12 protein-coding genes are annotated in these 14,018 nt (G+C 66.3%); 6 read left to right on the forward strand and 6 right to left on the reverse strand.

The features are described from left to right. Positions 1-88: 88 nt before the first annotated feature. Together WI560_RS20305 and WI560_RS20310 are read left to right on the forward strand one after the other, a co-directional pair. Positions 89-652: a nitroreductase gene (locus WI560_RS20305; RefSeq protein WP_375304595.1), complete on the forward strand. Its 564-nt coding sequence runs from the start codon at positions 89-91 to the stop codon at positions 650-652. Positions 653-715: 63 nt separating this feature from the next. Then, positions 716-1,984, forward strand: coding sequence for a serine hydrolase domain-containing protein (locus WI560_RS20310; RefSeq protein ID WP_375304596.1), 1,269 nt, complete (start codon positions 716-718; stop codon positions 1,982-1,984). Here the strand turns inward: WI560_RS20310 and WI560_RS20315 are convergent. Together WI560_RS20315 and WI560_RS20320 are read right to left on the reverse strand one after the other, a co-directional pair. Continuing rightward, complete coding sequence (locus tag WI560_RS20315) at positions 1,970-4,432, reverse strand: putative bifunctional diguanylate cyclase/phosphodiesterase (RefSeq protein WP_375304597.1); 2,463 nt, start codon at positions 4,430-4,432, stop codon at positions 1,970-1,972. The genes WI560_RS20310 and WI560_RS20315 overlap by 15 nt on opposite strands. A gap of 931 nt (positions 4,433-5,363) precedes the next feature. Further along, positions 5,364-6,224, reverse strand: coding sequence for a LysR family transcriptional regulator (locus tag WI560_RS20320; protein WP_375308878.1), 861 nt, complete (start codon positions 6,222-6,224; stop codon positions 5,364-5,366). A 104-nt stretch (positions 6,225-6,328) separates the two neighbouring features. On the opposite strand from WI560_RS20320, the gene WI560_RS20325 reads away from it, so the two are divergent. Continuing rightward, the gene (locus WI560_RS20325) at positions 6,329-7,321 is read left to right on the forward strand and encodes a zinc-dependent alcohol dehydrogenase family protein (protein WP_375304598.1); all 993 of its coding nucleotides are present in this window, start codon (positions 6,329-6,331) and stop codon (positions 7,319-7,321) included. Between the two features lie 35 nt (positions 7,322-7,356). Here the strand turns inward: WI560_RS20325 and WI560_RS20330 are convergent, their stop codons facing one another. Continuing rightward, the gene (locus WI560_RS20330; RefSeq protein WP_028137218.1) at positions 7,357-7,551 is read right to left on the reverse strand and encodes a hypothetical protein; all 195 of its coding nucleotides are present in this window, start codon (positions 7,549-7,551) and stop codon (positions 7,357-7,359) included. 395 nt (positions 7,552-7,946) lie between these two features. Further along, positions 7,947-9,020, reverse strand: coding sequence for a hypothetical protein (locus tag WI560_RS20335; RefSeq protein ID WP_375304599.1), 1,074 nt, complete (start codon positions 9,018-9,020; stop codon positions 7,947-7,949). A gap of 248 nt (positions 9,021-9,268) precedes the next feature. Between WI560_RS20335 and WI560_RS20340 the strand changes: the two genes are divergently transcribed. Then, complete coding sequence (locus WI560_RS20340) at positions 9,269-10,303, forward strand: patatin-like phospholipase family protein (RefSeq protein WP_375304600.1); 1,035 nt, start codon at positions 9,269-9,271, stop codon at positions 10,301-10,303. Here WI560_RS20340 and WI560_RS20345 read toward each other — a convergent pair whose 3' ends face one another. Together WI560_RS20345 and WI560_RS20350 are read right to left on the reverse strand one after the other, a co-directional pair. Next, on the reverse strand, positions 10,304-10,732 hold the full coding sequence (locus tag WI560_RS20345; RefSeq protein ID WP_257180645.1) for a CBS domain-containing protein: 429 nt from the start codon (positions 10,730-10,732) through the stop codon (positions 10,304-10,306). Positions 10,733-10,927: 195 nt separating this feature from the next. Next, positions 10,928-11,746: a rhomboid family intramembrane serine protease gene (locus tag WI560_RS20350; RefSeq protein ID WP_375304601.1), complete on the reverse strand. Its 819-nt coding sequence runs from the start codon at positions 11,744-11,746 to the stop codon at positions 10,928-10,930. Between the two features lie 451 nt (positions 11,747-12,197). Between WI560_RS20350 and WI560_RS20355 the strand changes: the two genes are divergently transcribed. Further along, positions 12,198-12,752: a PAS domain-containing protein gene (locus WI560_RS20355; protein ID WP_257195996.1), complete on the forward strand. Its 555-nt coding sequence runs from the start codon at positions 12,198-12,200 to the stop codon at positions 12,750-12,752. A gap of 126 nt (positions 12,753-12,878) precedes the next feature. Continuing rightward, positions 12,879-14,012 (forward strand): DJ-1/PfpI family protein, encoded by a 1,134-nt coding sequence (locus WI560_RS20360; RefSeq protein WP_375304602.1) that lies wholly within the window; start codon positions 12,879-12,881, stop codon positions 14,010-14,012. The last annotated feature ends 6 nt before the right edge of the window (positions 14,013-14,018 follow it).

Genomic DNA, 14,018 nt, shown 5'->3' on the forward strand with positions numbered 1-14,018 from the left:
GAAATCGCTCTAAATTCACTTCCGGTTGCGGGCGTGCATGCTTATCTCGGCACGGCACGCCCGCAGACCAGTCGATGAGGATATCGCATTGCCCGACGCCATCGAACTCCTGAAGACGCGCCGCTCGGTCAAGCCGCGCGAGATGACCGGGCCCGGCCCCTCTCCGGCCGAGCTCGAGACGATCCTCACCATCGGGGCGCGCGTGCCCGACCACGGCAAGCTGGCCCCCTGGCGCTTCATCGTGTTCGAGGGCGAGGCCCGGCAGCGCGCCGGCGAGGTGATCGCAAAAGTCTTTGCGCGGAAGAATCCCGGCGCGCCGGCGGCCGACGTCGAGACCGAGCGTAAGCGCCTGATGGATGCACCGCTGGTGATCGGCATCGTCAGCTTCACGAGGCCGCACCCGAAGGTGCCGGCGTTCGAGCAGGAATTGTCGGCGGGCGCCAGCGCCATGAACATCGTCACGGCCGCGACTGCGCTCGGCTACGGCGCCTGCTGGCTGACCAGCTGGTTCGCGTTCGATCGCGACGTGCTCGACGGCCTCGGCCTCAAGCCGGAAGAGAAGCTCGCCGGCTTCATCCATATCGGCACGCCGACCAAGCCGAGCGAAGACCGTCCGCGACCGTTCCTTTCGGAAATCGTGACGCGTTTTTAGTCGATGGCGTGTTGACCCTTGCGGCATCTTGCGGCTTTGATCCCGCCGAGGGAGGAAGGCCCGATGAGACGCCGTGAATTTCTGGTCGGGGCCGCGATGCTCGCCGGCACTGCGGCGCAAGGCCGCTCCGCCGACATCCCCGCCCCGTCGCCGGGCGGGCTCGACCGCATCACGGCATTCTTCGACAACGAGGTGACGAGCGGCCGCCTGCCGGGCGCCGTGATCCTGGTGCAGCAGCACGGCAAGCCGGTCTACCTCAAGACCTTCGGCGTGCGCGACACCAGGACGGGCCTCGCCATGACGCCCGATACGATCTTCGCCATCCATTCCATGACCAAGCCGATCACGTGCCTCGGCGCGATGATGCTGATCGACGAGGGCAAGCTCGCGCTCACCGACCCCGTGTCGGCTTACGTCCCGCTGTTCGCCGGTACCAAGGTGGGCCGCGAGGTGACCCTGCCCGGCGGCATGGTCGAGCTGGACCTCGACCCACCGGACCGCCCCGTCAACATCGAGGATCTGCTGCGGCATACTTCGGGCATCAGCTACGATTACATCGGCAGCCAGTGGGTCGAGCACGCCTACAAGATGGCCAACATTTTCAGGGGTCACTTCAACAACAGGGAATTCGCCGATCGCATCGCAGAACTGCCGCTGGCCCGGCAACCTGGAACGCTGTGGCGCTACGGCCATTCCACCGACGTGCTCGGCAGTGTCATCGAGATCATCTCGGGCCAGACGCTGTACGAATTCCTGAAAGCACGCATCTTCGATCCGCTCGGCATGACCAGCACCAAGTTCGCGCTGGCGACGGAGGCCGAGCTGGCGCGGATGGCGCGGCCGCTGCCGAACGATTTCATCCTGCTCGCCGGCGAGCGCGAGCGTCTCGACCATCCCGAGTGGCAGTCCGGCGGCGGCGGCCTGCTCTCGACCATCACCGACTATCAGCGCTTCGCGCAGATGCTGCTCAACGGCGGCGAATTCGAAGGCAAGCGCTACCTGAGCCCGGCCGCCTTCAAGGCGATGACGACGGATCACATCGGGCCCGGCTCCGGCGTCGGACGCGATTACTTCTATTTTCCGGGTGACGGCTTCGGCTATGGCTATGGTCTTGCGGTACGGACCGATCCCGGCAACGCGAAGCCGCCGCCGCCGGGCTCGCTCGGCGAGTTGAAATGGGACAGTGGCAGCGGCACCTATTTCGGCGTCGATCCCAAGCTCGACATGGTCTACCTCATGATGCAGCAGACCCAGACCGAGCGCGGCCGGATCACGCCCGCGTTCAAGGCGCTGGTCTACGATTGCTACCCCGAGGGACTACGCCGCCCGTGAGGCGCGCCGACCGAAATCGGCGAGCAGCTTTGCGATCTCGGCCGCAGGCCGCGCCGCGCTGAACAGAAACCCCTGCACCTCGTTGCAGCCTTCGGCGCGCAGCCAGTCGAGCTGGTCCTCGGTCTCGACGCCCTCCGCAGTCGTGGTGATGTTGAGGCTGCGGCCGAGGCCCGAGATCGCGCGCACGATTGCGCCACAATCGGGCCGCTCCGCCAGATCCTTCACGAAGGAACGGTCGATCTTGATCTTGTCGAACGGAAAGCTGCGCAGATAACTCAGGCTGGAATAGCCGGTGCCGAAATCGTCCATGGAAATGCCGACGCCGAGCTCGCGCAGCTGATGCAGGATGGCGAGATTGGCATCGGTCTCGGCCAGGAAGATCGACTCGGTGATTTCAAGCTCCAGCCGTCGCGGCGACAGGCCGGACTGCGCCAGAGCCGAGATCACGACCTGCACCAGGTTGCGGCTGCGGAATTGCGCCGGCGACAGATTGACCGCGACCTTGATGTCGCCGGGCCACTTGACTGCCTCTGCGCAGGCTTCGCGCAGCACCCACTCCCCTAACTGGGTGATGAGGCCGATGTCCTCGGCGACAGGAATGAACTCCGCCGGCGAGATCATGCCCTTGTCCGGATGACGCCAGCGCAAGAGCGATTCGAAGCCGGAGATGCGGTCGGATGCGATCGTCACCAGCGGCTGGTAGTGCAGCTCGAACTCGCCATTGGCGAACGCACGACGCAGGTCGAGCTCCATGTCGCGGCGCTTCTGCGCCTGCAGGTCCATCTCGCGCTCGAAGAAATGGTGCACGCCGCCGCCGTCGGACTTCGCCCGGTACAGCGCCATGTCTGCATTTCGCATCAGCTCCTCGGGCGTGGTGCCGTCGCCGGGCGACAGCGCGATGCCGATGCTGGCGCCGATCACCATCTCCTGACCGTCGATGTCATACGGCGCCTTCAGCATGTCGATCAGCAGGCCAGCGCAGGCGCTGGCCTCGTTCGGCGAGACGTCGGCGCCGAGGATCACCGCGAACTCGTCGCCGCCGAGCCGGGCCGCCAGATTGGGGCCGCGGACCGTCTTGGTCAGGCGTCCGGCGACCTCCTTGAGCAGGCGATCACCCACGGGGTGGCCGAAGGAATCGTTGATGTTCTTGAACAGGTCGAGATCGATGTAGAGCACGCCGACGCGCTTGTCCCCGGCCTGATCCAGGGCCTGCTTCAGCCGCTCCCGGAAATATTCGCGGTTCGGCAGGTCGGTGAGGCCGTCATGGTGGGCCATGTGCGCGATGCGCGCCTCAGCCTTGCGCCGTTCGGTGATGTCGACCACCGCGACCAGATAACCGTCGCGATCGTCGAAGGCGACGCGGCGGCCGAAGGTGAGCACCTCGATCTCGCTGCCGTCGGCGCGTAGGTGCCGCCAGTTGCGCGAGGAATGATAGGCTTCGCCGAGGCGTTCGAGCGCCTCGGCGTGGCTGTCCCACTCGTCCTCCGGCCAGATCTCGTGCAGCTTCATGCGCAGGAAGGTGGCGCGGCTGTAGCCGTAATGCTGGACCGCGGCGTCGTTGACGCCGAGGAATTGCCTGGTCTCGGCATCGAACACCCACATCGGCATCGGGTTGTTGTCGAACAGCAGGCGGAAGGAGGCGTCGCGCCGCTTCAGCGCGGTGACATCGGAGATTGTCAGCGAAACCACGTCGGCGAAGGCCGTGGCACCGAGACGGAGGTGCCGGCCCTCGCTCTCGATCTCGAGCTGCTCGCCGCGGCCGCCGGCGAGGGTCTTGAGCAGAAAGTCCATGATCTCGGGCAGGGCCAGCAGCGTCGCCCCCTCGCCGATTCGCCGCCACAACAGGCTGCCGGTCGCGACTTTCAGCAGCGTGCTCGCGCTGTTGTTGTGATGCACGACCTGGAGATCGAACGGCTTGCCGCCAGCATCGCGCAAGGTGGCCAGCGAGATCACCGCGTCGTCGGTCGAGGCGAAGATCGCGTCCAGCAGATTGTACTGCGCGCCGCGCTCGTTGACATAGGCGCCGACCAGCGTGGCGCCCCAGCGCGAGGCCGTCGGCAGCGCCAGCACGTCGTAGGTCCGCACCATGCCGTCGCGCACGCAATGCGCGCTGGCCCGGTGCGGCCGCCCGTTGGCAAGCGCGCTGGTCGCTGCTTCCGACAGCGCCGTGGCGCAATCCGGCGACAATTCGGCGACGGCAATGTCCCAGCGCTCATCGCCGAGCCATTTCTGCACGTAACGTCCGCTCCGCGACAGTTCGAGCGCGCCGTCGTTCTTCAAGATCGCGATGTGATCGGCGAGCCGCCCAAGACTGCCGAGCATGACGTCCTCGTAGCGCGGCAGCCGGTCGCCCGGCTTCAACGCGGCATGCCATTTGCGCTGAAGCACCGGGATGTCGTCGAACATTTCGGCGGCCGGTTTTCCCGGCACTTTCCTCGCAGCATCCATGGCAGTCCCCAACGCACTTTGCCGGCGCATCCAATGCAGGCGCACTTAACGACATGTAAAGAGCGCGCAAGCGCGGGTTCCGTTCGGCGATTATGACACTTTTAAGTCGGGTGTTGGTTAGTGCGCGTTAGCGACTGTGACGGTGGTGCGAAGGCGAGCCTCGTGTCCCGGACGCGCTGCAACGCTCTTCGCGTTGCTGCGCAGAGCGGGGACCCAGCAGGCCACGGCACTCGCTGATGCATGGGCCCCGGCTCTGCAGCGCATTACTTCGTGCTGCGCTGTGTCCGGGGCACGAGAGCGGTGAATGATTGACATGGGATCGCATCCTCGCGGCGCATGTTGCCCGAGCTTTGCTTGTCTCTTCGCCCTCTGAATTGAAAGAGGGCGCAGGGAAGGCCGGGAGCCGGTGGCTCCCATGGACCGCCATGCCAAGAGCAGACTGCGTGTGCTGCTGCATAGCGGAGAACAGGGCAACCGGGACATCCCGGCCTTCCCTGCGCAGTGGTTGGAACGGCTTATGTCGTGCTCTCCCCAGGGAGCGTTGCACTATTGCCCCCGTCGCCTTGCGGCTGATCGATGCGCGGGCCCGGTCGGGCCGCCACATCACCGCAACACTTGGCGCACAGACCCCGGGCGCCAGGACCACACGATTTTGCCGTACGCCGATCGCACCGGTCGTGTGCGCGAGGCGTCTTGCTCACGGTTGCCCGCCCTGCAAGACCCGTCGCGCCGATGCCATCGGCGTCCACCGCCGCCCGGCCCGCGTTCGTGACGATCGCGATACGCCCCTCTCCCTTGGGCCGGGTTGCGCGACACGTACGCCATTTCCGAAATTCGGTAAAGCGGAATATTTATGGCGACACGGATTGACCTAGGGCTCGGGTGTTTCACCCGCCGGGCACCGCAAGGTCTTGTGGTCCTGATGCAGCGGCTACGATGGCGGTCCTGCCAGCCGCTCGATCACGAGATCGAGCAGCGCACGCAGACGAGCGAGGCGCTTCAGGTCGCGATGATAGCCGACATAGGTGTCGCGACCGGGCGGCTGCGTGCCGATGTCGAGCGCGACCAGACGGCGATCGCTGTCGCCGAGCGGCCGCGGCAGCACGGCAAGGCCGCCACCCCTCGCGCAAAGCTCGGCCTGCACCTGCCTGTTGTTGCTGCGTGAGGCGACGTCCGCATTCGGCAGCATGCGCTTCAGCCAGACCGCGTCCGGCATCTCCGCGAATTCGGCATTCATGGTCACGACGCGAATACCGCTGCCGTCCCCCGCCCGCGGCGGTTTGCTGCCCTTCTTGCCATAGAGCGCGTAGGGAATGTGCAGCAGCTTTCTGGAGATCACCTCGGGCTCGCTGAACGGCTTGATGCGGAAGACCAGATCGGCCTCGCGCCGCGGCAGGCTGTAGAGCCGCGCATCGGTCAGCAGCTCCACCGTCACGGCGGGGTGACGCTTGCCGAACGCGGCGATCACCGGCGACAGCATCACCGTGCCGAACCAGTCCGACGAAGACAGGCGCAACAGCCCATCGAGCTGCGTCTTCGCACCGGACGCTTGACGCTCCAGCGCAAGCGCCTCGTCCTCGATCCGCTCGGCGTGACGCAGCACAGCCGTGCCCTCGTCGGTCAGCACGAAGCCGTCCGCCGTGCGCTGGAACAGCGTCTGACCCAACGACGTCTCGAGCGCGCGAAGCCGCCGGCCCATCGTCGGCTGGGTCTGGCCGATCTTCCGCGCGGCGGCGCCGAGCGTGCCTTCGCGGGCAATCGCCAGGAAAATACGCAGATCGCTCCAGTCCACCACACGTCCAGCCATACAAAAATGTATGACTACCGTACAGCATCGTTCCTTTTCATGCAAAAATTCATGAGCATATTGGCGCCGACAACTGGAGCAAGACGGTCATGATGACGCGATCGACGATGCGTGCCGGCGTGCTGGAGGCCCACAACGGCCCCTTACGCCTCTCGACGATTTCCCGACCCGAGATCGGACCGCGCGAGGTGCTGGTGCGGGTGCGGGCGAGCGGGGTCAATCCGCTCGACACCAAGATTCATGCCGGTACGGCCGCGCATGCGCGCCATCCGCTGCCGGCAATTCCCGGGATTGATCTGGCCGGGATCGTTGAGCGCAGCGGGAGCGAGGTGACGCGGTTCAAGGCGGGCGACGAGGTCTACGGCATGACCGGAGGGGTCGGCGGCGTACCGGGATCGCTGGCCGAATTCGCCGCGGTCGACGCCGATCTTCTCGCATTGAAGCCCGCCAATCTCAGCATGCGGGAGGCTGCCGCCCTGCCCCTGATCGTCATCACGGCCTGGGAGGGTCTGATCGACCGCGCCGGCCTGAAGGCGGGCCAGAAGGTGTTGATCCACGGCGGCGCGGGCGGCGTTGGTCATGTCGCGATTCAGATCGCGCGCGCTTTCGGGGCGGACGTGTTCGCCACGGGCTCGGCGTCGCAGCGTGGCACCATCGAAGCCTTTGGCGCGGTGTTCATCGACCGCGACAGCCCGATCGAAGCCTACGTTGCGCAGCATGCCGGCGGCCGCGGCTTCGATATCGTCTACGACACCGTCGGCGGCAAGGTGCTCGACGCCTCGTTTCAAGCGGTGCGCCGCTTCGGTCATGTGGTGAGTGCCTTGGGCTGGGGCACGCACGCGCTTGCCCCGCTGTCGTTCCGCGCCGCCACCTATTCCGGCGTGTTCACGCTGCTGCCGCTGCTGTCGGGCGAAGGCCGCGCGCACCACGGAAACATCATGACGGAGGCCACTCGCCTCGTCGAAGCCGGCAAGCTCGTGCCGCTGCTCGATCCCAGGCGCTTTACGATGGAGAGCGTCGGCGATGCTTATGAGCTGATCCGCGATCACGCGGCGAACGGCAAGCTGGTCGTCGACATCTGAGGTGGAGCCGGTCGTCGGCAGCTGCGCCCCGGCTGTTAGTCCTCGCTGGAGGCCGCCGAGCGGTTGCGCAGATAGGCCTGCGACAACAGGAAGAACAATGCGCGCTCGCCATGATATTTCGCCGACGGACGGGTGCGCTCGAAACCGTCGGCAAAAATCTTGCCGGACTGGTCGCACACACGCCATCGCCAGCCGAACCGCTTGCGCCTGGTCAGGATCACTTCGAACATGCCGACGAGCTTGGTCCCCTGCTCCCCTGCCGGTCTCGCAGATTCACAAATCTGCGCCGGCCTTCCCCGTTGGACGGAAGGCCCGACATATAACCCAGCAGGATGGAAAGAGAACAAGATTGATGATCGGAAATCGGTATCTTCCACCGGCTGTGGTGAATGCGCGAGGCGTCAGGAATAAGCCGGCGGCGCCGGTGTTTATGGACTCCCGGCGAAGCCTGGAGTGGCTGAGAATCATTCAAAACAGAATTACTGGATTTGCTGCCGACGAGCCTCCTTGCACCAGCGCGCCGGACGAGCGGTAACAGGAGACGGATCGATGGTGCACGGAATGAGAAGCACCGTGCGAGGGGAATCGGTCCAGCGTCCGACCGGGCGGCATCACCGCCCAGACCCTACCGCGCGACCACCTCGACCTCGCCGTCAACGCCGTTCACGACGTTGAAGCCGCGCTCGTAGACCTTGCCCTCGTTCTTGGCGATGGCGCGGTACTCTCCTTCGGAGAGCACCACGCGCGGAAAGGCGCCGATCGATTCCTTGATGACGTCGCCGCCCGGGGTCAGCACCGACCAGGCGGTGTTGGCGAGCGCCTCGCCGCCCCTGTCGCTGACCAGCTTGAGCGTGATCACGGCGGCGCGGTGGGTGATGGTGACGTCGGTGAGCTTGCCGGCCTGGACGCGAATGTCCGAGCGCACCACCGAATTGGCGTCACCGTAATTGGAGACGATGTAATAGGTGCCTTCCGGGATCAGCACGACGTCGCCGGCTGCGACGTTCGGCACCAGCGAGGCGCGCTCGCCGGATTCAAACTGGCTGCCCTTGTAGATCGCGAACGAGATCTGGTTCTGCGGAATCCGGCTGGTGCCGACCCGGCCCTCGATGCGCAGGCCGCCGGCCGGCAGCACGAAGGATTCGCGGTCGGTCTCGGCCTTCAGGCTGACGGTGCGCACCGCGCTGACCAGGCCAAAGGCGACGTGCACGACGTAATTGCCCGGCGGCAGCACGATGTTGGGCGAGGCGTTGCGGTCCTCGCGGATCAGCTTGAAGGTGCCGTTCTCGTCGGGACGGTCGGCAAACACGCGCCAGACCAGGCCGCTGGTGATCGCCGGCGTGTCCTTGCCGTATTTCGCGCTCAGCGACAGCACCCCTTGTCCGGGCACGGCCGCATTGAGCGGCGCGGCCGGCGGCACGGTGGTGAGGGCGGGCGGCGGCATGCTCGGCGTGGCCGGCTGCATCAGGGTCGGCGGCAGGCTCGCAGGACCGGCGCCTGGCCCGGAAGGCGGCGCCAGGCTGACGGCGCCGCCGGGGTCGGGCACCGAAGCCGGCGGGACCGGCGGCGGACGATCGGAGAAAAGCTGCGCCTGCGCAGTGTCTTGGCCTGAGGTAACGAGGGCCGCGACGAGCATCAGCGCCGGCAGCAGCCTGATGCTGCGCCGCCATCCGATGATGCCGTCACCCCCGCGTGTCATGCCTCCTGCTTTTCACCGAAAACGCGGCAAATTCAAGCCTCTGAAACCCCAGGAAATACGGTCCCGACGGTTGGGTGGAACCCGGTTGACGCCTGCGTGATTAACCCCGCAGGCAACCGCCCCTCGCCATACTGCTGCCCCGTGCCATCTCCAAAGCGGCATAAACCATGCTTCGCCCTGGTTCTGGCGGAGCGCGAGTGCGGTGCCTAGTCTGAGCTACGGGCTGGCCCCGGCGTAGGAGAGTTTCGGTGCTGGACAAATTGAAGGGTCGGGGCGCAAACGGCTCGAATGGCGAGAAGGTCGGTCTCGGCAGTATCCGCAGGCCGGTGATCGGCCTTGCCCTGGGCGGCGGCGCGGCGCGCGGCTTCGCCCATCTCGGAATCCTGAGAACGCTGATTGCCAACGGAATCGTGCCCGACGTCGTGGTCGGCACCTCCATCGGCGCCGTGGTCGGCGGCCTCCATGCGGCCGGCCGGCTCGATACGTTCGAAGAATGGGGGCGCAGCCTGCAAGGCATGCGCAACATCCTCGGCTATCTCGACATCCGCCTCAACGGCTCCGGCCTGCTCGGCGGCGAGAAGCTGGCGACCCGGCTCGAGGAGGCGATCGGACAGATCCTGATCGAGGATCTCCCGATCAAGTTCGCGAGCGTCGCGACCGAGGTCCGCACCGGCCACGAGATCTGGCTGACGCGCGGCCGCGTGGTCGATGCGATGCGCGCCTCCTACGCCCTGCCCGGCATCTTCGCGCCCGTCCTGATCGGCGACCGCTGGCTGGTCGACGGCGCGCTGGTCAACCCGGTGCCGGTCTCGGCCGCCCGGGCGCTCGGCGCCGAAATCGTCATCGCGGCAAATCTTTCCAGCGACATCTTCACCCATTCCACGACGATCTATTCGCACGGGGCAATGCCCACCCCGGCCATGCCGGAGGCGGAGGAACGGACGGCCAAGCGGCGCTTCCCGCGGCTGTTCTCGCCGGAGAAGACGGTGAAGCGCGAGTTTTTCGGCGGCAACGGCCGGCCCGGCATTTCCTCGGTGATGGTCGATGCCTTCAACATCATGCAGGACCGCATCACCCGGGCCCGCCTCGCCGGCGATCCGCCGGACCTTCTGATCACGCCGCGGGTCGGCCAGTTCGGCTGGTTCGACTTCCACCGCTCCGAAGACCTGATCGCATATGGCACGCGCGCCGCCGAGCGCGCGCTGGAATCGATCCAGGAGGCGATCCATGTGCTCGCGCCGGCGCCGGCGGGCACCGCGCCGAAAGCGGACGAGCAGGCCTGATCAGGCGGTCTTGATGTAGTCGCGCAGGGCTTCCTGCTCGGACTCGTATTCCTGAACCCGGCGCTTGACGATGTCGCCGATCGAGATCAGGCCGACCACCTTGCCGTTGTCGATCACGGGCAGATGGCGGAACTTGCCCGACGTCATCATCTCCATGAGCTCGGCGACGGTGTCGGTCTCCTTGCAGGTGACGACCTTGCGGGTCATGACCTGAGCCACCGGCTCTTCCAACGCGCCGGCGCCGCGCTCGCCGAGCACGCGGACGATGTCGCGCTCCGACAGGATGCCTTCGAGCCGGCTCTGGTTCATCACCAGCACCGCGCCGATCTTCTTCTCACCGAGCAGCCTGACCGCGGCGGCCAGCTTGACGTCGGGCTCGACGCTTACGATCTGGTGGCCCTTGGTGTTGAGAATGGAACGTACCGTCATTGTCGCCTCCCTGAATCCGAGCCGCCCGCCTTCTCGGCGGTCCGAACTTGGTCTTCGAGTCTTCAACTAACAGTTTTGTTTGGCGCCGGTTTCACGCTCGGGCGCTTTGCGAAGCATCGCCGCCAGCGGCTCGCAGCTTCGGAACATTCTTCCCGCAAATGATGGATGAATTCGGGCCGCGCCGCAAGCGCCGCTTCAAATACGGTCTGAAACGTCCTGTGATGACGCATCCGCAGCATCGTTTCGCACGCGCGGCACCGGATCGAACAGGGTGAACAGCAACAGGCCGGCGAAGAAGCCGCCGATATGCGCCTGCCAGGCGACGCTGGTGGTTTCGGCATCGATGCCGATCGCCCCGACGCCGAAGATGATGTTGACGCCAAACCACACCGCGAGGAAGCCGATCACCCGCCCGTCGCGCAGCGCCCGCAACAGCGGCAGCGCCGGGACCCTTGCCGCGGTATCGGCGTCCGAGCGGTTGAACGACAGGAAGCTGCCGCGAACGAACGCGAAGCGGATCGCGGCTGCCATCGCGCCCGACACCGAGGCCGAAGCGCCGATCATCGGCGCCACCGCGTGCTCATGGGTGAGGAGGTGGGCGAGCGCGCCGGCCGCCGCCGTCACCGCCAGAAACAGGAAGAACCTGACGGCGCCAAAGCGCCGTGCCAGCGCGCTGCCGAACGGCAGCAGCCACAGCACGTTGAAGCCGAGATGGGTCAGATTGGCGTGCAGCAGCGAATAGGTGACGAAGGTCCAGACCTTGGCCCCGGTGCCGCCGGGGATCTCCAGATTGAGCAGGGAGGAATCGTAGCGCTTCGGGATGAAGCCGAAGACGTCGATGGTCCAGTTATCGAATTCCGGCGGCAGCAGCACCCGCAGATGGATCACCGCCAGCAGGACGATATAGGCGGTCAGCGCCGGCGGCAGCGTCAGCACCGGCTCGTGCGGAGCCTCCTCATGGGCGGCAGGCAGGTCGAGCGGAGGATCTTGCGACGAATCGTGCGGGGAATCCAAGGCAGCTTCGCTTTCAGGCGATCGGAGCGATCCACCTGCAGATAGTCGCCTTTCCCGGCCTTGCGCAAGTGCACAAAAGGAAAAGGCAGGGCCCCTGGGAAAGCCCTGCCTGTCCGTGTCGGCCTTCCGATGCCCGGAATGAAGGTGTATCCCCACCCCTCCCCGGCCCGTGGCCAAACTGTTTGACGCCCTGTGTACAGACCTCGCCGAGAACCTGGAGAAAAGCGGCGGGGCTTGCGACCGCGATCACCATAACAGGGCGGCGGCCGACGCAAAGCGCATAGTTAATTTAACGTTAACGACGCAAAGGCGGGCTTAAGGGAGGCGAAAACGCGCGTGCGGCATGGACGCTGCAAATCCCCTCCTGCACAACAACACAAGGGATCGCGGGTGCACTGAAGCGGGACAGGTCTGTCCCTTCGAGGTTGCACCCCGGGGTAAGCGTTCAGTCATGAAACATCCGTCGAGCCGCGCGTTCTTCGCCTATTGGGACGACAAGCGTGGCGCCGCACGGGCCCCTGACCGGGCCGACATCGATCCGGCCGCGGTCCGCGGCCTGCTCGGCGACATCTTCGTGCTCTCCTGCGAGCCGAACCTCGGCTTCCCGTTCCGCGTCGCCGGCACGCGCGTCTGCGCGCTGGCGGGGCGCGACCTCAAGGACACGGGCTTTGCGGCGCTGTTCGACGATGCGAGCCGCGGCGAGATCGAGGAGATCACGACCATCGTCGCCGACGAGGCGTTGGGTGCGATCGCCGGCGTGACGGCCGCGCGCGAGGACGGCAGCAAGGCCGCTCTCGAGCTGTTGCTGCTGCCCTTCAACGCCCGCCCGCATACGCCGGTGAGCGTGACCGGCGTGCTCGCGCCGTTCGACGACGAATGCGGCGCGCTTTCAGCCTTCACCCTCACCTCCTGGCGCTACCTGCACCAGCCGGAGAAACTCTTGCCGCGCGCGATCCGGAAATTGCAGATCGCCCGCGGGCTGATGGTGTATGAGGGGCTGAGATAGTTCCCACTCCGTCACAATGGCCGCGCCGGCGCATGCGACCGTTTTTGCGGGATCTGCGTCATTCCTGATCGTGCCGCGAAGGGTTAGTTTCCGCATCGCGTGAGCTAACGACGGTCGGGTGACATCATGAGCTGGCGAATTCTGGCATGGAGCGCTCTCGGCTGCGTGGTGTTGCTGGCGGCGATCGGCGGGACCTGGCTGTTGTTGCTGCCCGGCTCGTCGACCCCGGAAGCCGCGCCTTCGATATCCAAGGAGGAGACTGAGGCCACGCTTGCGGCATTGAAGCCGCCGAAGCGCAAGCGCCCGCTGATCGCCATCGTCGGCATCAACGACATGACCGAGACGACCGACTATCTGATGCCATACGGCATTCTCGCGCGCGCCGACGTCGCCGACGTGCTCACCTTGGCGACCCAGCCCGGGCCCGTCGCGCTCTATCCCGCGCTGAAAGTGCAGCCGCATGCGACCATCGCCGCGTTCGATGCCGCGCATCCCGACGGCGCCGACTACGTCATCGTGCCCGCGATGAGCCGCGAAGACGATGCCGTGGCTTTGCAGTGGATCAAAAGCCAGGCCGGCAAGGGCGCGACAATCATCGGCGTCTGCGTCGGCGCCAAGGTCGTCGCCAACACCGGGCTGCTCGACGGCCGCAAGGCCACCACGCACTGGTATTCCGTGCGCGACCTGCAAAAGCATTCCGCGATCCGCTACGTCGCTGACCGCAGGCTGGTGGTCGACCGCGGCGTTGCGACGACGACCGGCATCACCGCATCCATGCCGATGGCCCTGACCCTGGTCGAGGCCATCGCCGGCCGGGCCAAGGCGGAGGCGGTCGCCCGCGAGGTCGGACTTGCCGCGTGGGATGCGCGTCACCGCAGCGAGGCATTCCAATTCACCCGCCCGTTCGCGTTGACCGCGATCGCCAACACGCTCGCATTCTGGAATCGTGAGCAACTCGGAATCCCCCTGACGCCTGCTATCGACGAGGTGTCGCTTGCGCTGGTCGCCGATGCGTGGTCGCGCACCTATCGCTCGCGTGCCCTCACCTTCGCGGCGACGACAGAGGCGCAGACGAGTCGCGGCGGTCTTCGCATCCTGCCCGACGCGGCCGTCGCCGACTGGCCGGCACAGCAGACGGCGCCGACCGCCGTCGACCTGCCGCCGGCGCGGGCGCTGGACCAGACCCTGCGCGCCATCGACGCCCGCTACGGGCCACGCACGGCCGACTTCGTCGCGATGCAGCTGGAATATCCGAGATAACCGCAG

It is taken from the genome of Bradyrhizobium sp. A11 (genome assembly GCF_042077125.1).
GTDB lineage: Bacteria > Pseudomonadota > Alphaproteobacteria > Rhizobiales > Xanthobacteraceae > Bradyrhizobium > Bradyrhizobium japonicum_B.

Excerpts from the sequence above, each read along its gene's own strand:
- WI560_RS20310 (WP_375304596.1), top strand. The coding sequence starts at position 716 with ATGAGACGCCGTGAATTTCTGGTCGGGGCCGCGATGCTCGCCGGCACT.
- WI560_RS20315 (WP_375304597.1), bottom strand. The coding sequence starts at position 4,432 with ATGGATGCTGCGAGGAAAGTGCCGGGAAAACCGGCCGCCGAAATGTTC.
- WI560_RS20325 (WP_375304598.1), top strand. The coding sequence starts at position 6,329 with ATGATGACGCGATCGACGATGCGTGCCGGCGTGCTGGAGGCCCACAAC.
- WI560_RS20330 (WP_028137218.1), bottom strand. The coding sequence starts at position 7,551 with ATGTTCGAAGTGATCCTGACCAGGCGCAAGCGGTTCGGCTGGCGATGG.
- WI560_RS20335 (WP_375304599.1), bottom strand. The coding sequence starts at position 9,020 with ATGACACGCGGGGGTGACGGCATCATCGGATGGCGGCGCAGCATCAGG.
- WI560_RS20345 (WP_257180645.1), bottom strand. The coding sequence starts at position 10,732 with ATGACGGTACGTTCCATTCTCAACACCAAGGGCCACCAGATCGTAAGC.
- WI560_RS20355 (WP_257195996.1), top strand. The coding sequence starts at position 12,198 with ATGAAACATCCGTCGAGCCGCGCGTTCTTCGCCTATTGGGACGACAAG.
- WI560_RS20360 (WP_375304602.1), top strand. The coding sequence starts at position 12,879 with ATGAGCTGGCGAATTCTGGCATGGAGCGCTCTCGGCTGCGTGGTGTTG.